Raw genomic sequence first — 26,730 nt, 5'->3', positions numbered from 1 at the left:
GGAAAGGATAACGGATATGGGACAGGGGCGCTCCCGGTCATCCTCGGGCTTGACCCGAGGATCTATCGACGGGCCCACGCGACAGTCATGAGAGATCCCTGCCTGCGCGGGGATGACGCAGGTATGGAGGCGACCGGGTCGCCCTACCCCTCCACGCGGGTGAGGTCGGCGGCCTGCAGGCAGATGGTCCGGATGCGGCTGAGCAGGTTGAGGCGATTGCGGCGCAGCACCTGATTGTCGACATTGACCTGCACCGCCTCGAAAAACGCATCGACGGCGGGGCGCAGGGCGGCCATGGCGCGCATCGCCCCGGCGAAATCCTCGGTCTTGAGAGCGGTGGCAATCTGCGGCTCTGCTGTGTCGAGGGCGGCGAAGAGCGCCTTTTCCTCGTCGGTCTCGGCGAATTTCACATCCGCGCCGAAGGAATATTCGACGCCGTCTTTTTCTTCGGCCTGCGTGAGGATGTTGTTGGCCCGTTTGAAGCCCTGCAACAGGTTCTCGCCATCTTCGGTCTTGAGGAAGTCCCCGAGCGCACGGGCGCGGTGGACGAGCAGGGTGAGATCGTCATTGCCCTCCATCGCAAGACAGGCGTCGATCACGTCATGGCGGAGGCCCTCGTCCTTGAGATGGACCTTGAGGCGGTCATGGAGGAAGGCGAGGAGGGCGAGTTGGATTGTTTCAGGCGTCGATGCAATCTTGCCGATACCATTAAGAGGTGGCTCAAGGTCCACCCTACCTTCATCAAGAGCGGCTAGAATTTCTTGGTCCGTTAAGTCCTCAATGGTTCCATCAGGATAGATTTTCGCACCACCAATAACGTAATCTCGGTCGATAGGGTTATCGCAAACACCGACGGGTGTGTTTCGTACTAGCGAAATCATCAATCGTCTATATGACACGTACACCATATCGCTAAGGTTAACGCGAAGCTCGCTTTCTAGAAGCGCTCGGATAACCCCCAAAGCCGCCCGGCGCAGGGCGTAGGGGTCTTTCGAGCCGGTGGGTTTCTCGTCAATCGCCCAGAACCCCGTCAGCGTGTCGAGCTTGTCGGCGAGCGCCACGGCCACGGATACGGGCGCGCTTGGCACGGCGTCGCCCGGCCCGAGGGGCTTGTAGTGCTCTTCGCAGGCCTCGGGCACGCCGTCGTCATGGCCTGCGGCCTCGGCGTAATAGCGCCCCATCAGACCCTGCAATTCGGGGAATTCGCCGACCATTTCGGATTGCAGATCGGCCTTGGCCACGCGCGCGGCCTCGGCGGCCAGATCGGGCTTGGCGCCGACCAGCGGTGCGATCTCGCGCGCCAGCGACGCGATGCGCGCCACCCGATCAGCCTGTGATCCCAGCTTGTTGTGGAACGTGACGTCGCGCAGCCCTTCGGCCATGCCTTCGAGGCCTTTTTCCCGCACCGTGCGCAGGTCATTCTCCCAAAAGAATTTCGCGTCCGACAGCCTAGCGGCCAGCACCTTTTGGTTGCCCGCGAGGATGGTCGCGCCATGGTCCGCCGTCTCGACATTGGCGACGGTGACGAAGCGTTCGATGCGGCCGGTCTTGGGGTTGCGCACGCTAAAGAACTTCTGATGTTCCTTCATCGAGGTCTGCAACACCTCGGGCGGCAGATCGAGAAAGGCGTCGTCGATCCGTCCCATCAGCACCACGGGCCATTCCACCAGCCCCGCGACCTCGGACAAGAGCCCGCGATCCTCAACCACCTCAAACCCGGCGGCGAAGGCCTGATTTGTGGCGTCCTGCCAGATCGCCTCGGCCCGCTCGGCGGCATCCAGCACCACATGCGCGCGCTTGAGACGGGCGGCGTAATCGTCGAACGCGGTCACGGCAAAGTCATCAGGCGCCATGAAGCGGTGGCCGCGCGTTGTGTTGCCCGCGCGGATGCCGTCCACTTCGAGATCCACCACCTGCGCCTCGCCATCGTCGCTGGTCAGGATGCAGAGGATGGAATGAAGGGGCCGCACCCAGCGCAGGGAGCCCGCGCCCCAGCGCATCGACTTGGGCCATGGGAAATTGCGAATGAGCTTTTCCAGCTCCTCGGCGACGATCTCAGACGCCGGACGTCCGGGCCGGGTGAGGGTGGCGAAGTAGACCTGGCCCTTTTTCTCGTCGCGAACCTCGAGATCCTCGCGGGTCACGCCCGCGCCGCGCAGAAAGCCCTCGATGGCCTTTTCCGGCGCATCGACGCGGGGGCCCTTGCGCTCTTCGCGGGTGGTGGGGCTGGTCGCAAGCAGCCCCTGCACCGTGAGCGTCAGCCGCCGGGGCGTGGAGAACGCCGCCGCGCCCGCATAGGTCAGCCCCGCCTCGACCAGCGCATCGGTCAGGCGCGCGCGCAGGTCCTCGGCCGCCTTGGCCTGCATGCGCGCGGGGATTTCCTCGGAGAAGAGTTCGATCAGCAGGTCAGGCATGTGGGTCAGTATCCTTGCGGCGGTTCGGGGCAATCCTCGGGGGCGGGCTGGCCGTCAAACACCACCTCGCCGCAGCGGTTGATCTGGTGCCAGACATAGCCCCTGCCGTCCTCGGTGATGGCGACGATGCGGTCGATTCCGTATTGAATGTCCTTCTGGCCCAGAAAGGCCAGCGCGCGCCCGTCCTCGAGCGCCGCCCCGAGGGCCTGTGCGTCGAAACAGTCGAACCAGCCGGGGGCATTGAGCGGCTCGGCGCGCTCGAAGAGCTCATAGGTCTCGGTGAGCATCGGATGGCTCATCGTGGTGGTGAAACAGGCGCGGTAGCGGATCGGGCTGCTATCGGCGTCGATCGCCTGAAACGCATCATAGAGCACCGGTTCGGGCGCGCCGGTGACGAGCGAGGTCAGTTGCACATCGTCGTTGCCGGTGGCCGCCACCTCTTCGTAGAAGTGATAGACCTGAAGGTAATAGAGGGCCGCACCGGCCACCAATGCGGATATCAAGATCGCCCCCGCGAGAAATTTGCCCATTACGCTGCTTGTCCTCCGGCCTCTGTCTGCACGAAGGCATCGGCGCATTTCTTGGCCAGTGCCCGTACCCGACCGATATAGGCCTGCCGCTCGGTCACGGAAATGACGCCGCGCGCATCGAGCAGGTTGAAGATGTGCGACGCCTTGATGCACTGGTCATAGGCGGGATGCGCCATGATGATGCGCTTGGCGGTCTTGGGGTCCACGGCCTCTTGCGCGAGGATTGCCTCGCATTCGGCCTCGGCCTCCTCAAAGTGGCGCAGGAGGACGTCGGTGTTGGCGACGTCGAAATTCCAGCGGCTGTATTCCTCTTCGGTCTGGCGGAAGACATCTCCATAGGTCAGCGGGATGGGCGCTGCGGGATCGTTGAACGGCATCTCCATCACGTGGTCGATGCCCAGCACATACATCGCGAGACGTTCCAGCCCGTAGGTCAGCTCGCCGGACACAGGGTGGCAGTCATGCCCGCCGACCTGCTGGAAATAGGTGAATTGCGAGACTTCCATGCCGTCGCACCAGACCTCCCATCCGAGGCCCCAAGCGCCGAGCGTCGGGCTTTCCCAGTCATCTTCGACAAAGCGGATGTCATGCAGGGCCATGTCGATGCCAATGGCGCGCAGGCTGCCGAGGTAGAGATCTTGCAGGTCGGGCGGCGAGGGTTTGATCAGCACCTGGTACTGGTAATAATGCTGGAGCCTGTTGGGGTTCTCGCCGTAGCGCCCGTCGGTGGGGCGGCGCGAGGGCTGCACATAGGCCGCGGCCCAGGGTTTGGAGCCCAGAGAGCGCAGCGTGGTCGCGGGGTGGAAGGTGCCTGCGCCCACTTCCATGTCATAGGGCTGCATCACGGCGCAGCCCTGCGCGGCCCAATAGCTTTGCAGCCGCAGGATGATCTCCTGAAAGCTGCGCGGTTTGTCTGTGGCCTGCGTCATGCGGTCCCCCCGGGATAGGCACCCTGAAATTGCCGCCTTTCTCTAGGCGCGTCGCGCGGCAGGGTCAATCGCGGGGATGTGCATATTTCAGATGCATCGCCCGGCAGTTTTGTTAAAACCCCTTAGAATACTAAATGTTGAATAACCGGTCTTGACCAAGGGAATCTCATGGCGCGTATCGTCCTGGCACTTATTGCCGCAGTTCTGCTCAACCCGATCTTTGCGCATGCGCAGGGCACGCCGCTCACCGATGCCACCGGCGCACCGCTGGTCTGGGTGCAGATCGAGGCCCAGCCCAGCCTTGCCGAAGCGCAGCAGAGCGCGCGGCGCTATGCGGGGGATCTGTCGGATGTGAACGGGTTCTCGCTGGGGCGGGGGTGGTATGCGATCGCGCTCGGGCCGTACCGGCCCGACGAGGCGGAGCGCGTGCTGCAAGTCTATCGCCGCGAGGGGGTGATCGCGCGCGACAGCTATATCGCCGAGACCTCGGATTATCAGCGCCAGTTCTGGCCGATCGGGGCGAACCTGCTGGCGCAGCCGACGCTTGCCGCGCCGCAAGCCCCCGACGCGTTGCCCGATGATGTTATCGCAGCCCCTGAACCCGCCCCCGCGCCGGTGGACGAGACCCCGCGCGAGGCGCGGGCCAGCGAAAGCCTGCTCAGCCGCGAGGCGCGCGCGGAGTTGCAGGTCGCGCTCAAATGGGCCGGGGTCTATGGCGGGGCCATCGACGCGGCCTTTGGCCAAGGCACGCGCGGGGCCATGGCGCGCTGGCAGAATGAGAACGGCTTTGACGCCACCGGCATCCTGACGACCCGGCAGCGGGCCGAGTTGCTCGCGCAGTACAACGCCGTCTTCGACGGGCTTGGCCTGGAACGCGTGGCCGACAACGGCGCGGGCATCGCAATGACGCTGCCGACCGAGGTTGTGGAGTTCGACCGCTACGAGCCACCTTTCGCGCATTACAGCCCGGTGGGTGATCTCGATGCGCGCGTGCTGCTGATCAGCCAGAGCGGCGATCGCAACACCATGGCCGGGCTATACGACATCATGCAGACGCTGGAAATCGTGCCCGAGACCGGGCCGCGCGGGCTTGAGGCCGATAGCTTCACCCTGATTGGCGAGGGTGCGCTGCGGATATCGCACACGCAGGTCTGGCACCGCGACGGCGAGATCAAGGGTTTTACCCTGATCTGGCCGGCCGGCGACGAGGAGCGCCGCAATCGCCTGATCCAGGAAATGCAGGACAGTTTCGAATGGCTGTCCGGCACGCTCGACCCGACCGAGGGCGCGCAATCGGAGCAGCGTATCGACCTGATCGCCGGGCTTGAAGTTCGCAAGCCGCGTCTGACGCGCTCGGGGTTCTATGTCGATGCGGGCGGCGCAGTCCTGACCACGGCGGACGCCGTGCAGCAATGCGGCCGGATCACCATCGACGAGAGCTACACGGCAACCGTGACGCTGATTGACGACGCCCTCGGGGTGGCGGTGCTGCAGCCGCAAGAAACCCTTGCCCCGATGCGGGTCGCCACCTTTCAGGAGCTGACACCGCGCCTGATGTCCGAGATCGCGGTCGCAGGCTATTCCTACGGCGGTGTGCTTGGGGGGCCTACCGTGACCTTCGGGCAAGTCTCCGACCTCAAGGGGCTGCATGGCGAGAGCCACCTCAAGCGCCTGGCACTCGCCTCGCTTGATGGCGATGCGGGCGGCCCCGTGCTCGATGCCGGGGGGGCCGTGCTGGGCATGCTGCTGCCGCATGAGTTGGACGGGCGCAGCCTGCCCGACGGGGTCAGCTTTGCCGCCACCAACGGGGCCTTGCAGGACGTGCTGGCGCGCGGTGGAATCTCCCCGCGCAAGACGTCTCAGGTCGACACGCTCACGCCCGAATCCCTGACCGACCATGCAAGCGCGATGACCGTTCTTGTGAGCTGTTGGGAATAATTCTCTCTAAACGCCGTTTTCCTGACACGAACCCGACCTGCACCTGCCGCGCAAGGCAGGTGCAATCGGGGTCACGCTGCGCCGCCAATTCGCATGGCCGGTGCAGCCTCAGTCAGAAAAACGGAGTATGAGATGAAAAAGACACTGTTCGCGACCGCAGTCGCCCTGACCACCCTCGCCACCGCCGTCACCGCGCAGACCGCGCAGGGCTATGGCTACACCACCGCGATCAAGGGCGGGACCAGCACGGTCATGCCGCCCGCCAGCCATGCGGGCCAGTGGTGGACCCATCCCAGTGGCTGCGAATATTCGCGCACCGGGCGGCCCGGCGAGGTGGTGTGGTACCTGATCATCAACACCTCGCGCCCCGAATGCCCCACCTATATCGCGACCAAGGGGGGAGCGGACGTGTATTGAGGCGGTTGGGTGATCGCGGGGGCGGTTGGCCTGTTGCTGTCGTTGCCGTGAGCCGCGCGAAACGCACCGAAGGTGCCGCGCGATCGCCGGGCCGTCCCGCGGCACCTTCTGGCGGGGTGCTATGTCCGCCCCAGGCCAAAACCTACCCTCAGTTGCGCCAGAAGGCCGGCACCAGCAGGACGATTACCGCCAGGACCTCCAACCGGCCCATCAGCATCGCGAGGATCATCAGCGCCTTGGCCGCGTCGGGAAACGCCGCAACCGCCCCCGTCGCGCCCACGGTCTCGCCGAACGCCGGGCCGACGTTGAAAATCGCCGTCCAGGCGGCGGTCACCGATTCCATCAGCGGCAGGCCGGTCATCTCCAGCGCCACCGAGAAAAAGCCGAGCGACAGGATGTAGCAGGTAAAGAGCAGCATCACCGATTGCAGCACCTCGTCCTCGACGCGCCGTCCCTCATGGCGCAGGACCATGACGCTGGAGGGGTGAAAGATCCGCCGCGCCTGCTGGCCGAGCGCGCGCAACATGAGCTGGTAGCGGAAAATCTTGATCGCGCAGCCCGTAGAGCCGGTGCAGCCGCCAATGGCCCCCACGGCGATCAGGATGACGAAGGGAAAATTTCCCCAGGCTGTGAGATCGCCATCGGTATAGCCGGTGCCGGAAAAGATCGACACGACATTGAACAACCGCAGCCGCAGGCTTTCCTCGTCGAAACGGCCATTCATCGCGAAATCATAGGCCAGCACAAGCACCACGGCGTAAAATATCCAGCGCAGATAGGTCTGCACCTGCGTGTCATGCAGGATCGGGCGGATATGCCCCTGCACCCCCTGCATCATCCGCACGAAGGGCAGGGTCGCGAGGATCATGAAGATCACGCAGGCATATTGCGGCGCACCGGGAAAGGCGGCGAAGGAGGCGTCCTTGCTCGAAAACCCGCCGGTGGAGACGGTGGTCAGCGCATGCACTGTCGCCTCAAAGGCGCCCATCCCCAGCACCAGATAGGTCAGCGTGCAGATCAGCGTGAGGCCGAGATAGACGTTGAGCACCCCCTTGGAGATGTCGATGGTGCGCGGCAGCGCCTTGCCGAACGTGTCGAACCCTTCGGAGCGAAAGAACTGCATGCCGCCCACCCGCATTTCGGGCAGGAACACCAGCGCCACGATCACGATCCCGAGGCCGCCCAGCCATTGCAGGATGCCGCGCCAGAGCAAGAGCCCCTTAGGCAGGTCATCCAGCCCCGCGATCACCGTCGTGCCTGTGGTCGTGACACCCGACATCGATTCGAAGAACGCGTCGATGAAATGCAGGTCGGTCTCGCCCAGCATGAAGGGCAGCGCGCCGAATAGCGGCAACATCACCCAGACCAGCGTGGTCAGCAGAAACGCCTGCTGAATGGTCAGCCCCTTGCCCACGGAATTCTTGCACGCGAGCGCCACGAGTGCGCCCATCATGCAGGTCACGATCATGCTCTCGGCGAAGACGGGCCAGTGCTCGCGCCCCTCGGCGATATCCACGAGCAGCGGCAACGCCATGGTCGCGCCCATGGCGGTGAGCATCAGGCCAACAAGGTATCCGACGGGACGCACATCAAACATGACGCGCAGAGTTGGCGTTGCTTCGCGAAACTGTCAAGCGTGATAGAGACGCCTGTCGCGCGACCTCAGTCCGGCAACAGGTCTTCGAAGACGAAAGCCGGGATATCGGCACGGCATAATCCCATCGCGGCCAGTTCCGAATCGCTCAGGCTGTGCATTCGGGCCACGCTCAGCAGGCGCTGTCGGGTCAGCATATAGGCATTCATGCCCGCTGCGCGCTCTGCCATGAAAAGATCCAGATCACGCCGCCATGTCGGCGGCAGAAATCGGGTCGTCAGGTCGGTCTCGGCCATTGGGTCCCCTTTCCTTGGATCGAACGGGTCCCCTCCCTGAGATCAGCATACCGCATCGCGGTGCGAAATGCGCGCGGGCGTATCCGGTATGCGCGAGGTGTTGCTGCAATGCAGCATGACAAAGGCCCCGACAGCGAGACGCCGACGGAGCCCGAACAGGTCTGCGTTTTACAGGTCAGGCGTAGAACAGATCCTTGAAGACGTGATACGCGATCTGGTCGCGGCGAATGCCCATGCGGTCGAGTTCCGCATCGCTCTTCGCTTCGAGCGCCTCAATCTGGTCACGCCGGGATTGAACCCGTGCCTGCGCGTTGATCCCGCGCTCGAGTGCCGCGATGAACCGCTTCCAGACGCCATTTTGCGGCGCTGCTGCGGTGATGTTGGTGGTGATATTCGCCATTTGGAAACCTCACAGTCTAAGTGATCCGTTTCCTCCCTATGACGAAGTTAGGTCAGCGCCGTTGACATGACTAGCGCCAAATTGGAATGGCCGGGTTGCGCCTGACGCATCCCGGCCTGCAACATGTTATTCTGCATCAACTTTCTTGGACGTGTCCGGCATCGCAGGCGGGTTCGAGGGCGCGCGCGGACGCTTGGCCGGGGCCGGTGTCGCCGCCTGTTCGGGCGTTTTGGTTTCGGGCGCGGGTTTGGCTGCAGGCGCGGGTGCGGCTGGCTTGGCCGGAGCTGGTTGCGCGGCTTTCGCCGGTGCGGGCTTGGCCGGGGCGGGCTGCGCAGCTTTCGCCGGTGCGGGCTTGGCCGGTGCGGGCTTGGCCGGGGCGGGCTGCGCAGCTTTCGCCGGTGCGGGCTTGGCCGGGGCGGGCTTGGCCGGAGCCGGTTGCGAAGCTTTCGCCGGTGCGGGCTGCGCTTCTTTTTTCGGTGCAGGCTTCGGGGCCGATTGCGCGGCTTTCACCGGTGCGGCGGCTTTGGCAGGCTTTGCAGCCGACTTGGGTGCTGCAGGTTTCGGCGCAGCAGCCTCGGGCTTTTTCGCCGCAGGCGTGGCCTTGGGCGCAGCGGAGGCAGGCGCCGCAGTTTTTTCTGCGGTTTTGGGCGCGGGTGCCTCTGCCTTGGCGACCGGCTTGGCGGCTTTCGGCTTGGGCGCGGGTTTGGGTGCGGGTTTCGCACTGACCGAACGCGATTTCTTGAGCATGGAAAACGAACTTGCCTGCAACGCGGCCTCGCCAAAGACCTGCGCAACACGCAGATTGCTTTCGATCATGTAGCCGGTCAGCCGAATCCCGGCGGCAGAGAGTTTGAGCGGCAGATCGGGTGCAAGCATGGTCGGTATCCTTTTCATCGAGATGCGTCCCTGCTGTATCGCAGGCAGGTGACATGAGTGTAACGCGCGCACGATGCTGCGTTGCAGCAATTTGACCAAAGGTCAAATCACAAAAGCGCCTTTGCGCAGATATCCGCTGAAAATTCGGCCTGAACGCCCGAAAACCGGGCATTCAGCGCATATCAGGCCTGTCAGCCGCCGTGAACCAGAGTTTGGAACAGACGCGGATCAAGGCTCTGGGCGGCGAATGTCTCGCCCTCGGTCAGGACGCTGACGGCATCATGGCTGTGCAGGCTTTCCTGATGGCTGGCCACGACGCGGAAATCGCCGATGCGCGGGTCAGCCAGAAGCTGTTCGCAAAAGAGCCGCGCGGCATCCTCGACGAAGATCGCGTTGGCGGCGTTCAACTCGGCGAAGGCCTGTTCGTCCTCGCGCTTGACCATGACCTGCGTTTCGGTGGGCACGGCGCGGCGGGCGAGTTCGATGAGATCCTCGAACCAGAGGCAGTCGCCCTCGATCAGTTCCACCGAAATGCGCGCGACCGAGCGCTGCGAATGCGGCGTCGCCAACTGCCCGCGCGTGGCGCGCGCATGCTCGCTCAGTTCCAGCGAACAGGGGCAGGTCGAGGAATAGACGAAATCGAGATGCATGAACTTGCGCTTGACGCCAGCCTGTTCGACCAACTCAAGCGCGATGTCGTAATACTGATAGCCCTCAAGGCCCGAGCGCAGGGATTGCACCTTCATCGGGTAGGAAATCCGCATCTGGAGACGGGCGTCGAGGCTGTCGAGATCGGTGATGTAGTCGGCCAATGCCGCCTCCATCACTTCGAAGCTGAAGGTCTTTTCCGCGTGCTTGTAAAAGCTGCGCATGATCCGGGACATGTTGATGCCCTTCTTGCCCGCCTCGAGGCTGACGGTGCCGGTGACCGAGGTCTCCAGCGTCAGATCGCCGTTGTCGCGGGCGTGAAAGCGGATCGGCAGGCGGAAATTGGAGATGCCCACATGCTGCAACTGCTGCTTGGTGCCGCGGATGAGCGAGGCCGGGCCATTCTGCAGGTCGGGCAACGACGCGCGATAGGCGTCGGTCACCTCGAAGCCTTCGGGATAGGTGCGCGACAGGGCCGGGTAGTTCGACATCTCAGCGTCGGGCAGCAGCCGCGCGATCGCGGGATCGAGATCGGCCACCTCTTCGGGGCTTGCCGCCCGCGCCCAATCGCGCAGCACATCAAGCGCCGCTTTCGCCGCGTCGCGGTCAGGCGTCGGGTTCATCTCGGACGGATGCATGTTCATGGCAAAGGCTCCCTCTCCGCGCCGCCAATCCCTTACATAAGGCATTGCCGCGGGAATTGCTATTATCGGAGGATTTACGACAAAAGCGGCACGGCGGATCATTCTTATCCCGTTGTTTTCGCTTTATCCACTCGCGTCGAGCGCGCGGGTGAGATCTTCGATCAGGTCGTCTGCATCCTCCAGCCCCACGCTCAGGCGCACCAGGCCGGGCGTGATTCCAAGCTGCGCCTTGGTCGCGTCGGGCAGGCGTTGATGGGTCGTGGTGGCGGGATGGGTCGCGATGGACTTGGCATCGCCCAGGTTGTTCGAGATCAGGACGATATCTAGCGCATTGAGAAACCGGAACGCGGCCTCCTGCCCGCCCGCAAGATCGAGCGCCAGCACCGTGCCGCCCTGCCCCATCTGCGCCGTGACCAGATCATGCTGCGCGTGGCTGGGATGGCCGGGATAGATCACGCGGGCGAGGCGCGCATCGCCCTGCAACGCATTGGCGATCTGCAATGCGGTCTCGGCCTGCGCGCGCACCCGCAGATCAACCGTCTCGAGGCCCTTGAGCATGATCCAGGCGGTAAACGGCGACATCGAGCCGCCGGTATGCTTCATGTAAGGTTCCACCGTGCCGCGAATGAACTCGCGCGTGCCGAGGATCACGCCGCCAAGCGCGCGCCCCTGCCCGTCGATATGCTTGGTCGCGGAATAGATCACCACATCCGCCCCCTGCTCGACCGCGCGCGAAAACACCGGCGTGGCAAAGACGTTGTCGACGAGGACCAATGCGCCGACAGCATGGGCCAGTTCGGCCACCGCGTGGATATCGACCACGGCGAGCGTCGGGTTGGAAATCGTCTCGAAGAAGACCGCCTTGGTGTCGGCGCGAATCGCCGCGCGCCACGCGTCGATGTCGGTGCCATCGACAAAGGTGACCTCGACGCCGAAGCGCGTCAGCACCTCTTCCAGCACATAGAGACAGGAGCCGAAGAGCGCCCGCGCCGAGACCACGTGATCGCCTGCGCGCAGCATAGACGTCAGCGCGCCCGACACCGCCGCCATGCCGCTTGCGGTGGCAAATCCGTCCTCGGTGCCTTCGAGACCGGCGATGCGGTCCTCGAACATCGCCACGGTCGGGTTGCCGTATCGGGCATAGATGAACTCGTCGTCACCGGCCTTGATGAACCGCGCCTCGGCCGCCTCGGCACTGTCGTAGACAAAGCCCTGCGTGAGAAAGATCGCCTCGCTCACCTCGTTATACTGGCTGCGCCGCGTGCCGCCATGCACCAGCCTGGTGCGTTTCTTCCAACTGTCGCTCATGTTTCGTCCTCCGGGCGCAGTCGCCCACAAAAAAAGCCCCGACGCGGCCAAGCGAAAGGGGGCTTTCTCCTGACCTCTTTAGCGGATGTGTTTAACGTGGCCCGCAATCCGGTAACAAATCGCCACGCGTGCCGATTACTCCTGCGGGCGGGTTTCGTCAACACTGTCACGCAGGTTTAACGCAAACGTCACCGTGGCTTCGTATGTCGTCCCTACATCCCATCCACAAGATATAGTGGGGTCAGGGATATGCCGCTCATTCATGTCAATGCCGGGCGAGATGGCCCCGATCTGCATGATCAGCCGGGTCCGATCGGTCAGTACCTGCCGGACCTGCTGGCCGGGGACGGTCCGGTGATCCTCATGCTGCATGGCTACAAATATGCCCCCGGCCATGCGCGCGAATGCCCGCATCGGCATATTCTCTCGGCCGCGCCGCAACGCGAGTGCTTCAAGGTGGTCAGCTGGCCGCGCGGTCTGGGTTTCGGCGAGGATCGGGCGGATGAAGGGCTGGGGATCGGGTTCGGCTGGAATGCGCGCGGCACGCTCTGGCAGGCCTATGCCGAGGCCGCGCATGCAGGCGAACGGCTGGCGCAGCTGGTTCGTTTGATCCGCAGCCACGCGCCGCATCGCCCGATCCATGCCGTCGCCCATTCGCTGGGCGCGCGCGTTCTGCTCTGTGCGCTGCCGCACCTGCCCGAGGGGGCGCTCAGGCGGCTCATCCTGCTGGCGGGGGCGGAGTTCGCGGGCCGCGCTGCCGAGGCGCTCGCGACGCCCGCCGGGCGCAGCGCCGAGGTGATCAATGTCACCAGCCGCGAGAACGATTTCTACGACTTCCTGCTCGAATGCCTGATCCCCGCGCCCGCGCGCGGTGACCGCAGCCTCGGGCTGGCGTTGCCGGGCGGGCCCAAAGTGCTCAACCTGCAAATGGATCACCCCGAGACGCTGAGCGCGCTGCGCCGCGCCGGGTTCGAGGTTGGTGATCCCACGGCGCGCATCTGCCATTGGTCGCCCTATACCCGCCCCGGCGTGTTCCCGATGTATCGCAGGCTGTTGCGCGAGGCCGACACGCTCCCGCTTGGGCAACTGCGCGCCGCGCTGCCCGAACATCCCGCGCCGCGCTGGTCGCGCCTGCTGCCGCTGCCGGAGTTCCGCCTGCCCTTGCCATCGGGACGAAAACTGTCATCCTGAGTGGCTGACAGCCCCGACAGGAGGACGCCATGCAGGCCCCGATCAACCTTTATTACTGGCCCACGCCGAACGGCTGGAAGGCCTCCATCGCGCTTGAGGAGATGGGGCTGCCCTATCGGTGTCGGCTGATCAATATCGGTGCGGGCGAACAGCACGCCCCCGAATTTCTGGCCGTGTCGCCCAATAACCGCATTCCGGCGATCACCGATCCCGAGGGGCCGGACGGCCGACCGGTCAACGTCTTCGAGTCCGGCGCGATCCTGCAATATCTGGCGCGCAAGACCGGGCGGTTTTACGGCAAGACGGCGCGCGACCGCATCGCGGTCGAGGAATGGCTCATGTGGCAGATGGGCGGTGTTGGGCCGATGGCCGGACAGGCGCATCATTTCCTGAAATTCGCCAAGGACGACATACCCTACGCCAAGGACCGCTACCGCGCCGAGGTGGCACGGCTTTATGGCGTGCTGGATCGGCGGCTGGCCGAGACCGAGTATGTGGCGGGCGATTTCTATTCCATTGCCGACATGGCGCTCTGGGGGTGGTGTTCGCTCTGGGAAGGGCAGCAACAGACGCTCGACGACAAGCCGCATTTCGCCCGCTGGCTGGATACGGTCGGAGCACGCGAAGGCGTGCAACGGGGCCGCGCGCTCCATGCTGACAAACGACGCGATCCGACGGCGAAGAAGTGAGGGGGCGGGGCGTCATTGGCATGGAGCGGAGATTGGATTGAGGCACCTGCGCGATGCGCGGCTCACTTCAATATCCGCGTGAGGCCACCGCTCTCACGCCCCCTTGTCGTCTTCTTCGGTGCCGTGATCGCGAAACAGGCTGCCTTGCGTCATGAAGAACACGAAGATCGCCGCCGTCAGGCCGAAGGTCTTGAAATAGACCCAGATTTCCTCGGTCTGCGTGCGCCAGATCGCCTCGTTCAACACCGCAAGACCGAAGAAAAACAGCATCAACCGCCGCGTCAGGATCATCCAGCCCTGATCTGTCAGCGGCATCACCCCCTCCATCACCACCTGTAGCCAGGATTGCCCGCGCAGAAGGCCGATCCCCAAAACCCCGCCGAACAGCAGGTAGATCATCGTCGGCTTCATCTTGAAAAAGCGCGGATCGTTGAACCACACGCTGAGCCCGCCGAAGACGACGATCAGCACGGCGGTGACGATCTGCATCCGCGACAGGTGGCCCGTCAGCTTCCACAAGAGCGCCATCGAGATCAGAAAGATCGGGATGAACCCGGCGGTGACGACGATGAATCCGTCATAGTCGACCCCACCAATCGTGAACACACGGTCCTTGAGCCACAGATAGGCGGCGAAAAAGACCAGCAGGGGCCCGAACTCCAGAACCGGCTTGGCCCATTTGGGCGGGGTTTTCTCGGTCATCGCACTCGCCTTGCCTGTTATGGAACCCGCTTGTCGCGCGTTCATCCGCCGAATTCAACTATGACCGCCCCGGTGGCAATCAACCCCATGAGCGCAATCCGCCGCGGCCCCACGGTTTCCTTGAGCACCAGCCAGCCGATGAGGGCGGCGAAGACCGTCGAAGTCTCGCGCAGCACCGCCGCCTCGCCCACCTTGTCGAGCCGCGTGGCCAGCATGATCGAGCCAAAGGAAAAGAACGCCACCAGCCCGCCCGCCACGCCGCGCAATGCCAGCGGGCCAATCGCGGGGCGCGCCACCATGTTGCGCCACCGCAGCCCGGCAATCGGCAGGATGCTCATCCCGTCGAGAAAGAAGAACCACGCCAGAAAGGTGAAGGGATCGGCCGCCGCGCGGATGCCGTAGGCGTCATAGGTGGTATAGAGCGCCACGAAGAGCCCCGTCGCCACCGCAAGGCCAAGCGCCAGCGGCATCGTCTCGCGATCCAGTGTCAGCGTGCGCAGGTTGTAGACCGCAAGGCCGTAGATGCCACAGAGCAGCACCGCCACGCCCGTCCATTGCACCGGCGTGAAAAGCTCGCCGAAAATGAGCCAAGCCCCGATCACGGTAAAGAGCGGCCCTGTGCCGCGCACCACCGGATAGACGACCGTGTAGGCGCCCTTGGTGTAGGCCATCGCCTGCAGGATCTTGTAGCCGATGTGAATCAGCACCGCGCCTGCAAAAATCGGCCACATATGCGGCTCGGGCCATGGCACGACTAGAATGGCGAAGGGCGCCGCCATGATGCAGTAACTGAGGTCGATCGCCCCCCGGCTCAGCCACGGATCATGCCGCCCCTTTTGCAACGCGCCAAAGACCGCGTGCAGGAAGGCTGCGGCCAGCGCCAGCACCATGGCAAGGTGACGGCCCGCCTCGGTGCCTTCCAGCGAGATCAGCCAGTCGCTCATGCAACCCGCCTCGCATCATCGCGACGGATCATGCTAGGATCACGGTCAAAACCAAGGAAGGACGGCATGGAACAGCACGTGATGGAGACCATTATCGACGAGCTTTCGGGCACGTTCGGTGCCGTTCCACCGCTCATCGCAGGCACCCGACTGGTCGCGGCGCTCTTGCCCGGTGCGGTGATCGGGGCCGAGCGTGAAAGCAAGCAGAAACCGGCGGGCCTGCGCACGCATATGCTGGTGTCGATGGCGGCCTGCCTGTTCATTCTGGTCAGCCAGCAACTCGCCGCCCTGCCCTTCGGGGCCCAGGAAGCGATGCGCGTCGACCCGCTGCGCCTGATCGAGGCGGTGACCGCCGGGGTCGCCTTTCTCGCCGCCGGAACCATTTTCACCTCGGGCGGCCAAGTGCACAATATCACCACGGGCGCGTCCATGTGGATGGCAGGCGCGATCGGTCTGGCCTGCGGCTCGGGGCAGATGCCCTTGGCCGCGATGGCGACGGGGATCGTTCTGCTTGTGCTCTACGTGATCCGGCTGGCCGAAAAATAGCAGGCCCTCGGACCGGTCGAACTGTCATCGCGCGTCGAGACCGGTCAGCGCGGCGGCGAACTCCTCGGGATCAAAAGGCGCCAGATCGTCGATCTGTTCACCCACACCGATGGCGTGGATCGGCAGGCCGAACTTGTCGGCAAGCGCCACCAGAACACCGCCCCGCGCGGTGCCGTCGAGCTTGGTCATCACGAGGCCCGAGACATCGGCGAGCTTCTGGAAAATCTCAACCTGGCTCAATGCGTTCTGCCCGGTCGTGGCATCGAGCACCAGCAGCGTGTTATGCGGCGCGTCGGGGTCCTTCTTGCGAATCACGCGCACGATCTTGGAGAGTTCTTCCATCAGGTCGGCCCGGTTCTGCAAACGGCCCGCCGTGTCGATCATCAAAAGGTCCGCGCCATCGGCCTCGGCCTTGGTCATGGCGTCAAAGGCAAGGCTTGCGGGGTCCGAGCCCTCGGGTGCGGTCAGCACCGGCACGCCCGCGCGGTCGCCCCAGATCTGCAACTGCTCGACAGCCGCCGCGCGAAACGTGTCGCCCGCCGCGATCACCACCGATTTTCCGGCGGCCTTGAACTGGCTCGCAAGCTTGCCGATGGTCGTGGTCTTGCCCGACCCGTTGACGCCGACCACCAGAACCACCTGCGGACGCTTGGCGTAGATCGGCATGGGGCGCGCCACCGGCTCCATGATGCGGGCGATCTCATGCGCCAGCAACTCCTTGATTTCCTGCGAGGACAGCCGCTTGCCCATCCGCCCCTCGGCCATGTTGGCGGTCACGCGCATCGCGGTCTCGACGCCCATATCGGCGGTGATCAGCAGCTCTTCGAGGCTTTCGAGCATGTCATCGTCGAGCGCGCGGCGGGTGACGACCCGCTCTTCTCCGCGCCCCAGAAGCCGACCGAGAAAGCCCGCGCGCGGGGCAGCGGCGGGCAGGTCATCAGGGATTTCCATGGGCGCGGGGGTGGCGATCGCCTCGGGGGGTGGTTGCGGCACCTCTTGCGGCCGCTCCACGGGTTGTTCCACCGGGGTCGGCGGCGGGGTCTCATCGGGTTGCGGCGGGACAACGGGCGGCTCTGGTTGCGGCTCGGGCTCGGGCCGGGGAGGCGTCGGGGTCTCCGGCTCGGGGCTTGGCGGGGTCTCCGGCTCGCCGCCGTCTTCGACAATGGCCTCCAGCCCCTCGTCCAGCTTGGACGAGGATTTGAACAGCCGTTCCTTGAGTTTCGAGAAAAACGCCATGCGCCCTCCGATCCGCGTGTCACCCCTGACCTAATGCGGATCGGCGGGATATGGAAGACGGTGCCTGCCTCAGATTTCGTCGGCGAAATGCTTCATGGTCAGGCGAATCGGGTTCGGTGCCGCCTGCCCCAGACCACAGATCGAGGCATCGGCCATCGCCGTGCACAGCTCTGCCAGCAGCGGTTGGTCCCAGGTGTCGGCCTGCATCAGCTTGACCGCCTTTTCACAGCCGACCCGGCAGGGCGTGCATTGCCCGCAGCTTTCATCCTCGAAAAACCGCAGCATGTTGAGCGCCGCATCGCGGGCGCGGTCGTGATCCGACAAGACCACCACGGCGGCCGAGCCGATAAAGGTGCCATGCGGCTGCAACGTGTCGAAATCGAGCGGCACGTCATCCATCGAGGCAGGCAAGAGGCCCGAAGACGGCCCGCCCGGCTGATAAGCCTTCAGCGTATGACCGTCGAGCATACCGCCCGCCGCTTCGATGATGTCGGTGATGGTCGAGCCGGCCGGCAGCAGGTGGACGCCAGGATTTTTCAAGCGCCCGGAGACCGAGTAGGAGCGCAGCCCCTTGCGCCCGTTCTTTTCGACGCCGGACAGGATCTCGCCACCCTCGCGCAGCACGCGCGTGACCCAGTAGAGCGTCTCGACGTTGTTGACGAGCGTGGGGCGGTTGTAGACCCCGACCTGTGCGACGAATGGCGGGCGGTGACGCGGTAATCCGCGCTTGCCCTCGATCGATTCGATCATCGCCGATTCCTCGCCGCAGATATAGGCGCCCGCGCCGCGACGCAGTTCGATATATCGCTCGGCGACGATGTCCGCATCCTCCAATGCCTTGATCTCACGGCGCAGGATTTCCAGCACGGCGGGGTATTCATCGCGCATGTAGATAAAGCAGCGCTCGGCCTCGACCGCCCATGCGGCAATCAGCATGCCCTCTAGAAAGACATGCGGTTCGCGTTCGAGGTAATAGCGGTCCTTGAATGTGCCAGGCTCGCCCTCATCGCCGTTCACGGCCAGATAGCGCGGGCCCTTTTCGGCGCGCACGAAGCCCCATTTTTTTCCCGACGGAAAGCCCGCCCCGCCAAGCCCGCGCAGCCCCGAATCAAGCAGTGTCTGCTGCACGGTCTCGAAATCGCCGCCCGTGCGCAATTCGGCGAGCGTGGTGTAGCCGCCGGATGAGGTATAGGCCGCAAAGTCTTGATATTCCGGCAGATGTGCGTGGGTGTCGTCCGCCACAATCGCCGCCTGCACCTTTTCGGGCGTGGCGTTGTCGATGTGGTTATGGCCGAGTTCCAGCACCGGCGCGGTATCGCAGCGGCCCATGCAGGGCGCGCGCAGCACGCGCACTTGCGCCGGGTCCATGCCGTCTTCCAGCGCCGACTTGAGCGCTTGCGCGCCCGCCATTTCGCAGCTGAGCGAATCGCAGACCCGGATGGTCAGCGCGGGCGGCGGTGTCTCGCCTTCTTTCACCACGTCGAAATGCGCGTAGAAGGTCGCGACCTCATAAACCTCGGCCTGCGCGATGCGCAATTCCTCGGCCAATGCGCGCAGATGCGCGGCAGACAGATGGCCGTATTCGTCCTGAATGAGATGCAGATATTCGATCAGCAGATCGCGCCGCCGCGGCCCGTCACCCAACAGCGCGCGCACCTCGTCCCATGCCTGATCCTCAAGCTGGCGGCCCTTGGGCGTGCGCCGCCCCTTGCCCTTGCCCGATTTCCAGACGCCTTTGCGCTCATCCAGTGCCATGCGGTCATCCTCGCTTTGCCTTGCGCGACATCTAACGCCCGCCGGAATGCCCTGCGGGATCAAAAACGACATTTACCCCGCCAGATGCGTTCCGGCGTCCGAATATCACGAAATCCCGCCGGTCTTGCTCTCTGCGCGCCGCAAATGCGAGGCCAACATGCCAGACCATAACCGCAAGACAACCGAGCCAAGGGTATGCCCCTCCACGTTGCCAATGGTCGCCGGATGCGACCCGACACCGTCGCCACGATCGGGATGGGCGCCGCAGGCTGGCGCAGGCAGGTTCCCTCTGGCGAGGCGCCGCACGATCTGGCAAGCTGACGGCATGCGAGCCCTGATCCTCATTGCCGCCCTCGGCACCTCGGCCCATGCGCAGATGAGCGCCGAAGACTTCGACGCCTATACGCGCGGCCACACCTTCTATTACGGCGCAGGCGGGCAGGCCTATGGCGGCGAGGAATATCTCGACAATCGCCGGGTGCGCTGGTCGTTTCTCGATGGTGAATGCCAGGAGGGGTATTGGTACGAGCAAGACGATCTGATCTGTTTCGTCTACGAGAATCGGCCCGATCCGCAGTGCTGGAGTTTCGAGCGTACGGGCAGCGGGTTGATCGCCCGCTTCTCTGGTGAAACCGCGATGTCGGAGCTTTACGAGGTCGAAAGATCCAGTGAGCCGCTGATGTGCCTGGGGCCAAAGATCGGCGTGTGACTTTAGATTTATATCTTAAAACCTGAGTTTATCCACGATATACTCGCCCATAGTTTTCATAATCGAACATTTTTACCGTGGCGCGGAAAGTTCATGCTCAGGTGTGTTTTGCTTGCCCAAATGACTTTGCAAACCTACTTTGTGACATAGCTAATCTGCAAAAATCGGGGCATTCATGGCCACTCAGAAACTCTATGCCGGAGCCAAGCTGCGCGAGACGCGGCAACGGCTCAACCTCACGCAAAAGGATTTCGCGGCCAAGCTGGGCGTGTCCCTGCCCTATCTCAACCAGATGGAGAACAACAACCGCCCGGTCTCGACCACGGTGGTTCTGGCGCTGGCGCAGGAATTCGGCTTTGACGTCACCGAACTCAGCACCGGTGATGCCGAACGTCTGGTCAGCGACATGCGCGAGGCGCTGGCCGATCCGGTGTTCGGCGATCCGCCGCCGCTGGCCGATCTGCGGCTGACTGCCTCGAATGCCCCGGCGCTGGCGCGCGCCTTTCTCGAACTGCACAGCGCCTATCGCCAGACGCATGAACGGCTGGCCTCGCTCGACGAGGCGTTGGGGCGCGAGGATGCGCGCGGCCAGACCAGCGCCTGGGACGAGGTGCGCGATTTCTTTCACTATTGCGACAACTATATCGACGCGGTCGATCATGCGGCCGAACGCTTTGCCGAGGGGGGCGCGCGCGCCGAGATCGACACAGTGGCGCTGCGCCGCCTCAAGGAGATCGGCGTCACTGTGACCGAGGCGGATACCCCCACCCTGCGCCATTACGACCGGTCCACCGGGCTGCTGACACTCTCGACCCGTGCCGCGCCCGAGACCCGGCGCTTTCAGCTACTTCTGCAACTCGCACTTCTGACGCAGGATCAACTGCTGGAGGCGACGCTCGATTTCGCCCGCTTTCAGTCCGAGGGCGCGCGGGCTATCGCCAAGATCGGCCTCGCCAATTATTTCGCCGGGGCGGCGCTCATGCCCTACGGTCGGTTTCTGGCGGCAGCCCAAGAGGTGCGCCACGATCTGGAGATCCTCGCCATGCGGTTTGGCGCGTCGGTCGAGCAGGTCTGTCACCGGCTTTCGACCCTGCAACGTCCCGGGGCCAAGGGCATCCCGTTCTTCTTTGTCCGGGTCGATCAGGCGGGCACGATCACCAAGCGCCATTCCGCCACGCGGCTGCAATTCGCGCGCTTCGGCGGGGCCTGCCCCTTGTGGAACGTGCATCGCGCGTTCGAGACGCCGGGCCGCTTTCTGCGGCAACTGGCCGAGACGCCGGACGGGGTGCGCTATATCAGCCTGGCCTGCGATGTCAGCAAACCGGGGGGCAGTTTTGGCGCGCCGGTGCGCCGGTTTGCCATAGCTTTGGGGTGCGAGGTCAAGCATGCGGGCGATCTGGTCTATGGCGACGATCTCGACGTGACCAATGCCCGCGCGTTCGAGCCCATCGGGATTTCCTGTCGCATCTGCGAGCGCACGGAATGTCACCAACGCTCGGTGCCGCCCTTGGAACGACGGCTACAGGTCACGCCGGACGAGCGCGGGGTGCTGCCCTACCGCGTCGGTTAACCGACAGCGGATTGCAGATCGAAGATCGGCAGCAGGATCGCAAGCACGATCACCAGTACAAGCCCGCCCACCACCATCATCAGGAGCGGGTCAATGAGCGCCGAGACGCGCTTGCGCTCATTGGTGAGCCATGTCTCGACCAGCACCGCCGCGCGTTCGGTCATCCGACCAAGACGCGCGGATTTCTCACCGGCATCAACGAGTTGGCGGCAAACGGGGGGAATGAGGCTCATCCGCACCAGCCCCTGGCTCAGGCTTTCGCCCGAGCGCACGGCCTCTGCAAGATCAAGCGCCTCGTCGCGAAAGCGGCGGATGACCAGCACGTCGCTTGCCGAGGTGACGGCATCGACCACCGTCTGACGGCTGGAAATCACCAGCGCCAGCGTGCGCAGGTATTGCGCCGCCGCCGACAGCCGCAAGAGCCGCCCGATCACCGGCAGGCGCAGCGCCATGCCGTGCCAGCGGTCGCGCACTGCGGGCACGCGAAGTGCGAAGATCAGGCCGAAAATGCTGCCTACCACGCCGACGCCAAGCGCGATCCAATGCGCCTGCACCCAATCGCTTACCCCCATGACGAATTGCGTGAGGGGCGGCAATTCGCGCCCCGTCACCGCGAACATCGCGGCAATCTCGGGCGCGACATTGACCATCAGGATGCCGCAGACCAGCAGCGACACGGCGGCCACGAAAGCGGGATAAATCAACGCCGTGGCCAGTTGCGCGCGGTCCGAACCGACGCTTTCGAGATAGTCCGCCAGCCCCTCGAAGACCGCCGCCACATCGCCCGAGGTCTCGCCCGCGCGCACCGCCGCGATGAAGAAGCGTGGAAAGCCAGCATTCGCCATGTCGAGCGAGGTCGAGAGTGGCTGGCCGTCCATCAGCGCTGCCTTGGCCTCGGCTGCCGCCGCCTCGATCACCGGCGAGGTGCCCGACGAGCGGATCGTCTCGAGCGCCATTTCAGCAGAGAGATCGGACGACAAGAGCACCGCCATCTGCCGGGTGAAAACCGCGCGCATATCGGCATTGAGCCTTGTGCGCCGCGAGCGCGTCAGCGTGATCCCCCCGCCCTGCCGCTTGGCGGTGATGTCTTCGGCAAAGAGGCCCTGCCCGCGCAGGATATCGGCGGCCTGTGCCTCGCTCTCGGCCACCAGCGTGCCGCGTTTCTTCGCGCCTTGCGCGGTAAACGCGGTGTAGCTGAACGCCCTCACAGCGCGTCGCCCACCACGCGCAGCGCCTCGGCAAGGCTCGTCTTGCCTGCGGCCACCTGATAGAGCGACTGGCCGAAAAGCGTCTGATCGGGGGCCACGGCGACGCGCTTCATCTCGGTCTCGGACGACCCTGCATCAATCGCGGCGCGCAAGTCCTCGGACACGTCGAGGATCTCGAACACGCCCACGCGCCCCGCATAGCCGGTATTGTTGCACAGATCACAGCCGCGCGCCTCGTAGTGCTGCGCGGGCAGGTCGACCCCGGCCATCTGGAAGTGCCGCACCGCGTCGTCAACGGGCGCCACCGGCGCGCGGCACGAGGTACAGAGCTTGCGCAAGAGCCGCTGCGCGATCACGCCGCGCAGGGTCGAGGCGATGAGGAAATCGTCAAGCCCAAGGTCGCGCAGGCGCACCACCGCGCCCACCGACCCGTTGGCGTGCAGCGACGAGAACACCAGATGCCCGGTGAGCGACGCCTGTGCAGCCACGCTTGCCGTCTCGTGGTCGCGGATTTCGCCGACAAGGATGATGTCGGGGTCTTGTCGCAATGCCGCGCGCAGCCCGGCGGCAAAGGTCATGCCGATTTCGGCGTTGATCTGGCTCTGGCTGATGCCGGGCAGGTCATATTCGATCGGGTCTTCGGTGGTCAGGATGTTGCGGATTTCGTCATTGGCGAGTTGCAACAGTGAGTAGAGCGTCGTGGTCTTGCCCGAGCCGGTGGGTCCGGTGGCGAGGATGATGCCGTTGGGCCGCTCGGCCATGCGGTGCAGAACCGCCTCCTGATCGGGGCGCAGCCCAAGCTGTTCGAGCGGCATCAGACCCGCCGACCGGTCGAGCACCCGCATCACCACCCGCTCGCCGTAATTGCCCGGCAGGGTCGAGACGCGCACATCGATGGCCCGCCCGCCGAGGCGCAGCGCGATATGGCCGTCCTGCGGAAGGCGGGTTTCGGAAATATCGAGCCCCGCCATGACCTTGAGCCGCGAGACCACGCGGCGCACCGGCAGATCCTTGCGGTCGAGCACCGATTGCAACATGCCATCGACGCGCATCCGCGCCCTCAGGCCGGTCTCATGCGGCTCGACATGCAGGTCGGACGCCCCTGAGCGCACGGCCCGGCGCAAAAGCTGGTTCACAAGCTGAATGACCGGGGCCTCTTCGCCGTCTTCCAGTAGGTCGCGCGGGCCGCGCCCGCCGCCCGATCCCTCTTCAAGATCGAAAGTAAAGCCGTCCTCGTCGCTCTCGGTGCCGCTGCCATCCTGATAGAGCGCCGCCAGTCGCGCGTCGAATGCCTCGCTTTCGACGCGTTGCAGCGCGAGCGGTCCGCCCGCGCGCCGCCGCGCCTCGCGCAGGCCGAGCGCGGTGGCATTCGGCCCGGCCAGAAGCCGCCCGCCTTCGACCAACACCTGCGCATCGCGGGCCATCGTGAAGGGCAGAAGCGGCGTGGTCATGTCAGCGATCCGAAAAACTCAGCCGTGACGGCAATGGCGGAAAACGCCGCTCGCGCGCGGCCCTGTCGATGAAATCCGCATCGAACGGCTGATCGAGATTGGCCCCGTCGAAGGGAAAACTGGAATCCGGCACGCGCGGGTAGGTGCCATCGTCGGCGGGTGCGATCAGTTCGCTTGCGCGCTTGGCCTCACGGGCCAGCCTGCGGCTCAGTGCGCGGGCCTCTTCGTCGGTCGACAGGATGCGTGGCCGCAGCATGATCAGCAGGATGCGCTGATTTCGCGAGACCGAGCGGCCTTTGAACAAGCGGCCAAGCAAGGGCAGTTCGCTCAGCCCCGGGACCCGCTGATTGACCGAGCCTGATCCGTTCTCCAACAGGCCGCCCAGCATGATCACATTGCCGTCGCGGACCAGCACATTGGTCGAAAGCTCTCGTTTGGCGGTAATTTCACTTCCGGCGGCAGAGGCGGAATTGGTCAGGTTCGAGACCTCCTGCCGCAGTTCCAGCCGCACGGTCCTGTCGCGCGTGATCTGCGGCGTGACGGTCAGGGTCAGACCCACATCCTGCCGCTGGATGGTCTGGAACGGCTGGTTCGGCACGGCGCTGTCACCCACGGTCGAAAAGCTGCCGGTCACGAAGGGCACGTTCTGTGCCACGATGATTTCTGCCTCGCGATTGTTCAGCGTCAGGATCGACGGGGTCGAGAGCAGCTTGGTCGAGGTTTCGGAGGCAAGAGCGGCAAGAAACCCTCCGATGCCGCTCTGATCAAAGGCGGCGATGCTGCCGCCGGTGCCGCCGCCTGTCGGTGGCGCACCGCTGAGGACCGTCGTCACGAGGCTGGTCAGGGTCGGCCGGCCCTGCAACGAGAACTCGACCCCGCCCACCGTGGCATCCTCGATCACGCCGCCGAACTGAAACGACAGATCGGAAAAGCTCTCAACCGAAAGCTCGAAGATCACCGCCTCGATCAGCACCTGATCGGGCCGTTGATCCAGCCCCCGGATCGCGGCCACGATGGAGCGGATGCGCTCTGGCGGGGCGGTGATGATCAGCGCATTCTGCTGACGCTCCGCGACGATGGTGATGCCGCTGGCCGTGGTCGGGGCCGCCGCCCCGTCCCCTCCGGCAGAGGCCGCCTGCCCGCCAAAGCTCTGGCGGATGACATCCGCGAGATCCTCGGCATCGGCATAATTGAGGCGCACCACCTCGGTCGAGACGCTGCGCTGCGGCTTGTCCAACTCGGCCACGACATTGCGCACGCGGTCCCGGAATTCCGGTGTGCCCGACACGATAAGCGCGTTCGAGCGTGGATCAGCCGACAGGCTGGAGCCTTGAGGAGTGATCGACAACGCATTGATAACGCCCAGCATTTCAGCAGCCTTGCCGTTGCGCAGCGGGATCGTCTCGATCGAATTCCGGCTCGGCGTGTCAAGTCGGTCGACAAGGTTGGAGATGCGCTGGAAATTCTCGCGACGGTCCGACAGGATCATCAGCCCCGACTCCGGCACCACCGACAGCACCGCCTCACCGGGAAGCAGCGGGCGGATCACCTCGGCAATCTCTTCAACCGGGCTGTTGCGCACGACGATCACCCGGGTCTCGAAATCGCCGCCCAATCGGGAGCGCGCGTCACCGGGGGCCAGTTCGCGCGCGACGTCGATGGGCACGATACGGTCGGTCATGTCGCCTTCGACAATCGTCAGACGGTTGAGTTCGAGCACGTTGAGGAAAATCTCGTAAATCGCCGAGGGCGATACCTGGTTCGGCGCGACAACCGTCACGCTGCCCTGTACCCGATCATCGAGGATGAAATTGCGGCCTGTCGATTGCGCGACGATCTGCACGAAATCCCGCAGGCTCGCATCGCGCAAATCCAGCGACATCTGCGCGTGCGACGGCAATGGACATGCCATCCACAGAACTGTCACGAGCGCGAGTAATCCAGAAAATCTCATTGTTATAATTCAGGAATATCACCGGGTGATACCGCCTGCCTGTTTTATCTGCCTGCCTCGATCCGCCCGGCGTCGAGGGCCGAAGCTTGTGCTTTACATAATATCCGATTTGACGCGACGTTTCTATCGTAATCCTCGCGCGGCGCAGGAATGTCTCAAAGGTGTATTTTTTGGCTCTGGCCGGGATTTTTCGTGGCCCGTCCTATCGCCCGCATGATAGGGTTTGACCAAACGTAAAGAATTGGTCTTGTAGATGCACCTCTCAACCAAACTATTGATTGCAATTGTCTTTTCAATTCCTCTTGCGGCCTGTGAACCCGGCGTGGTCAGCAAGGGCACGGAATTCCAGCGCAAGTACAGCACCGCGCGCAAGGCGCTTGAGGCGGGCAATTACGACAGCGCCATCAAAAACTATGCGGCGCTCATCCCCAATGCCGGGCCATTGGAGCCCCGGTTGCGGCTGGAATATGCCCATGCGCTGCTGCGCGCGGGCCGGTATGACGAGGCGGCACAGGTCGCAGGCGCGCTCGCCTCGGGGCGGCAGGGCAGCGAGCGCGCGGCGGCCCTCGCGGTGCAGGGCACGGCGCTGCATGAAAGCGCGCTTGCGGACATGCGCGCGGGCACGGCAGGGCGGAGCACGGTCGCAAAACTGCGCGCCGCCGATGCCGCGCTCAAGGAGATGCTCGCGCTTGATGCCGACATGGACCCGCTTGGCGCTATGGCCAGCCGCCGCAGCGACATTCGCAGGGAAATCGCGCAGTTGGGCGGGTAAGACAGACGC

The 26,730-nt window shown here is 64.4% G+C and carries 24 protein-coding genes and 1 riboswitch; of the genes, 8 read left to right on the top strand and 16 right to left on the bottom strand.

What is annotated here, in order from left to right:
• Positions 1–143 precede the first annotated feature (143 nt).
• From glyS to PVU19_RS06035, 3 genes are read right to left on the bottom strand one after another with little or no spacing between them, the layout of a single operon-like run.
• Complete coding sequence (gene glyS, locus PVU19_RS06045; protein WP_050661096.1) at positions 144–2,414, bottom strand: glycine--tRNA ligase subunit beta; 2,271 nt, start codon at positions 2,412–2,414, stop codon at positions 144–146.
• Positions 2,415–2,419: 5 nt separating this feature from the next.
• A complete protein-coding gene (locus PVU19_RS06040) occupies positions 2,420–2,944 on the bottom strand; it encodes a DUF6446 family protein (RefSeq protein WP_050661095.1) in 525 nt (174 codons plus the stop codon).
• The gene (locus PVU19_RS06035) at positions 2,944–3,873 is read right to left on the bottom strand and encodes a glycine--tRNA ligase subunit alpha (RefSeq protein WP_050661094.1); all 930 of its coding nucleotides are present in this window, start codon (positions 3,871–3,873) and stop codon (positions 2,944–2,946) included. The genes PVU19_RS06040 and PVU19_RS06035 overlap by 1 nt, the downstream gene beginning before the upstream one ends.
• Before the next feature lie 168 nt (positions 3,874–4,041).
• Here PVU19_RS06035 and PVU19_RS06030 point away from each other — a divergent pair, with 168 nt between their 5' ends.
• Both PVU19_RS06030 and PVU19_RS06025 read left to right on the top strand, forming a co-directional pair.
• Positions 4,042–5,811: a serine protease gene (locus tag PVU19_RS06030; protein ID WP_050661093.1), complete on the top strand. Its 1,770-nt coding sequence runs from the start codon at positions 4,042–4,044 to the stop codon at positions 5,809–5,811.
• Positions 5,812–5,943: 132 nt separating this feature from the next.
• Positions 5,944–6,228 (top strand): hypothetical protein, encoded by a 285-nt coding sequence (locus PVU19_RS06025; RefSeq protein WP_050661092.1) that lies wholly within the window; start codon positions 5,944–5,946, stop codon positions 6,226–6,228.
• A 148-nt stretch (positions 6,229–6,376) separates the two neighbouring features.
• Here PVU19_RS06025 and PVU19_RS06020 read toward each other — a convergent pair whose 3' ends face one another.
• From PVU19_RS06020 to metZ, 6 genes are all read right to left on the bottom strand, one after another.
• A complete protein-coding gene (locus PVU19_RS06020) occupies positions 6,377–7,825 on the bottom strand; it encodes a TrkH family potassium uptake protein (RefSeq protein WP_050661091.1) in 1,449 nt (482 codons plus the stop codon).
• A gap of 65 nt (positions 7,826–7,890) precedes the next feature.
• Positions 7,891–8,118 carry a hypothetical protein gene (locus PVU19_RS06015; protein WP_050661090.1) on the bottom strand — a complete coding sequence of 76 codons (228 nt, stop codon included), beginning with the start codon at positions 8,116–8,118 and terminating at the stop codon, positions 7,891–7,893.
• Between the two features lie 175 nt (positions 8,119–8,293).
• Complete coding sequence (locus PVU19_RS06010; protein WP_050661089.1) at positions 8,294–8,518, bottom strand: hypothetical protein; 225 nt, start codon at positions 8,516–8,518, stop codon at positions 8,294–8,296.
• A 126-nt stretch (positions 8,519–8,644) separates the two neighbouring features.
• Positions 8,645–9,394: a hypothetical protein gene (locus tag PVU19_RS06005; RefSeq protein ID WP_274789898.1), complete on the bottom strand. Its 750-nt coding sequence runs from the start codon at positions 9,392–9,394 to the stop codon at positions 8,645–8,647.
• A gap of 191 nt (positions 9,395–9,585) precedes the next feature.
• Positions 9,586–10,686, bottom strand: a complete 1,101-nt coding sequence (gene folE2 / locus PVU19_RS06000) for a GTP cyclohydrolase FolE2 (protein WP_050661087.1) — start codon at positions 10,684–10,686, stop codon at positions 9,586–9,588.
• 123 nt (positions 10,687–10,809) lie between these two features.
• On the bottom strand, positions 10,810–11,994 hold the full coding sequence (metZ, locus tag PVU19_RS05995; protein WP_050661086.1) for an O-succinylhomoserine sulfhydrylase: 1,185 nt from the start codon (positions 11,992–11,994) through the stop codon (positions 10,810–10,812).
• A gap of 57 nt (positions 11,995–12,051) precedes the next feature.
• Positions 12,052–12,130: riboswitch (SAM riboswitch) on the bottom strand.
• A 113-nt stretch (positions 12,131–12,243) separates the two neighbouring features.
• Between metZ and PVU19_RS05990 the strand changes: the two genes are divergently transcribed.
• Entirely contained in the window at positions 12,244–13,185 is a 942-nt protein-coding gene (locus PVU19_RS05990; RefSeq protein ID WP_050661085.1) for an alpha/beta fold hydrolase, read from the top strand.
• 29 nt (positions 13,186–13,214) lie between these two features.
• Positions 13,215–13,874 (top strand): glutathione S-transferase N-terminal domain-containing protein, encoded by a 660-nt coding sequence (locus PVU19_RS05985; RefSeq protein ID WP_050661084.1) that lies wholly within the window; start codon positions 13,215–13,217, stop codon positions 13,872–13,874.
• A 93-nt stretch (positions 13,875–13,967) separates the two neighbouring features.
• Here the strand turns inward: PVU19_RS05985 and PVU19_RS05980 are convergent, their stop codons facing one another.
• Complete coding sequence (locus PVU19_RS05980; RefSeq protein WP_050661083.1) at positions 13,968–14,576, bottom strand: inner membrane-spanning protein YciB; 609 nt, start codon at positions 14,574–14,576, stop codon at positions 13,968–13,970.
• 41 nt (positions 14,577–14,617) lie between these two features.
• On the bottom strand, positions 14,618–15,520 hold the full coding sequence (locus PVU19_RS05975; protein ID WP_050661082.1) for an EamA family transporter: 903 nt from the start codon (positions 15,518–15,520) through the stop codon (positions 14,618–14,620).
• Between the two features lie 66 nt (positions 15,521–15,586).
• Between PVU19_RS05975 and PVU19_RS05970 the strand changes: the two genes are divergently transcribed.
• Positions 15,587–16,066 (top strand): MgtC/SapB family protein, encoded by a 480-nt coding sequence (locus tag PVU19_RS05970; protein WP_235575647.1) that lies wholly within the window; start codon positions 15,587–15,589, stop codon positions 16,064–16,066.
• 24 nt (positions 16,067–16,090) lie between these two features.
• On the opposite strand, the gene ftsY is transcribed toward PVU19_RS05970, so the two are convergent.
• Positions 16,091–17,302: a signal recognition particle-docking protein FtsY gene (gene ftsY, locus PVU19_RS05965; protein WP_050661081.1), complete on the bottom strand. Its 1,212-nt coding sequence runs from the start codon at positions 17,300–17,302 to the stop codon at positions 16,091–16,093.
• Between the two features lie 69 nt (positions 17,303–17,371).
• On the bottom strand, positions 17,372–19,057 hold the full coding sequence (locus tag PVU19_RS05960) for an NAD(P)H-dependent oxidoreductase subunit E (protein WP_050661080.1): 1,686 nt from the start codon (positions 19,055–19,057) through the stop codon (positions 17,372–17,374).
• Between the two features lie 325 nt (positions 19,058–19,382).
• On the opposite strand from PVU19_RS05960, the gene PVU19_RS05955 reads away from it, so the two are divergent.
• Both PVU19_RS05955 and PVU19_RS05950 read left to right on the top strand, forming a co-directional pair.
• Positions 19,383–19,766 (top strand): hypothetical protein, encoded by a 384-nt coding sequence (locus PVU19_RS05955; protein ID WP_050661079.1) that lies wholly within the window; start codon positions 19,383–19,385, stop codon positions 19,764–19,766.
• Between the two features lie 175 nt (positions 19,767–19,941).
• On the top strand, positions 19,942–21,336 hold the full coding sequence (locus PVU19_RS05950) for a helix-turn-helix domain-containing protein (RefSeq protein ID WP_050661078.1): 1,395 nt from the start codon (positions 19,942–19,944) through the stop codon (positions 21,334–21,336).
• Here the strand turns inward: PVU19_RS05950 and PVU19_RS05945 are convergent.
• Genes PVU19_RS05945 through gspD form a run of 3 tightly spaced genes read right to left on the bottom strand, consistent with a single transcriptional unit; the run spans position 21,333 to position 25,877 of the window.
• Positions 21,333–22,544, bottom strand: coding sequence for a type II secretion system F family protein (locus tag PVU19_RS05945; RefSeq protein WP_050661077.1), 1,212 nt, complete (start codon positions 22,542–22,544; stop codon positions 21,333–21,335). The two genes, PVU19_RS05950 and PVU19_RS05945, sit on opposite strands and share 4 nt — an antisense overlap.
• The gene (locus PVU19_RS05940) at positions 22,541–23,995 is read right to left on the bottom strand and encodes a GspE/PulE family protein (protein WP_050661076.1); all 1,455 of its coding nucleotides are present in this window, start codon (positions 23,993–23,995) and stop codon (positions 22,541–22,543) included. The genes PVU19_RS05945 and PVU19_RS05940 overlap by 4 nt, the downstream gene beginning before the upstream one ends.
• 1 nt (position 23,996) lies before the next feature.
• Complete coding sequence (gene gspD, locus PVU19_RS05935; protein WP_235575646.1) at positions 23,997–25,877, bottom strand: type II secretion system secretin GspD; 1,881 nt, start codon at positions 25,875–25,877, stop codon at positions 23,997–23,999.
• A 394-nt stretch (positions 25,878–26,271) separates the two neighbouring features.
• Between gspD and PVU19_RS05930 the strand changes: the two genes are divergently transcribed.
• Entirely contained in the window at positions 26,272–26,721 is a 450-nt protein-coding gene (locus PVU19_RS05930; protein ID WP_050661074.1) for a tetratricopeptide repeat protein, read from the top strand.
• The last annotated feature ends 9 nt before the right edge of the window (positions 26,722–26,730 follow it).

It is taken from the genome of Roseovarius tolerans (assembly GCF_028885395.1).
Lineage (GTDB): Bacteria > Pseudomonadota > Alphaproteobacteria > Rhodobacterales > Rhodobacteraceae > Roseovarius > Roseovarius tolerans.
Note: the sequence above shows the minus strand (reverse complement) of the source record. Positions and strands in the feature narration are given on the sequence as shown.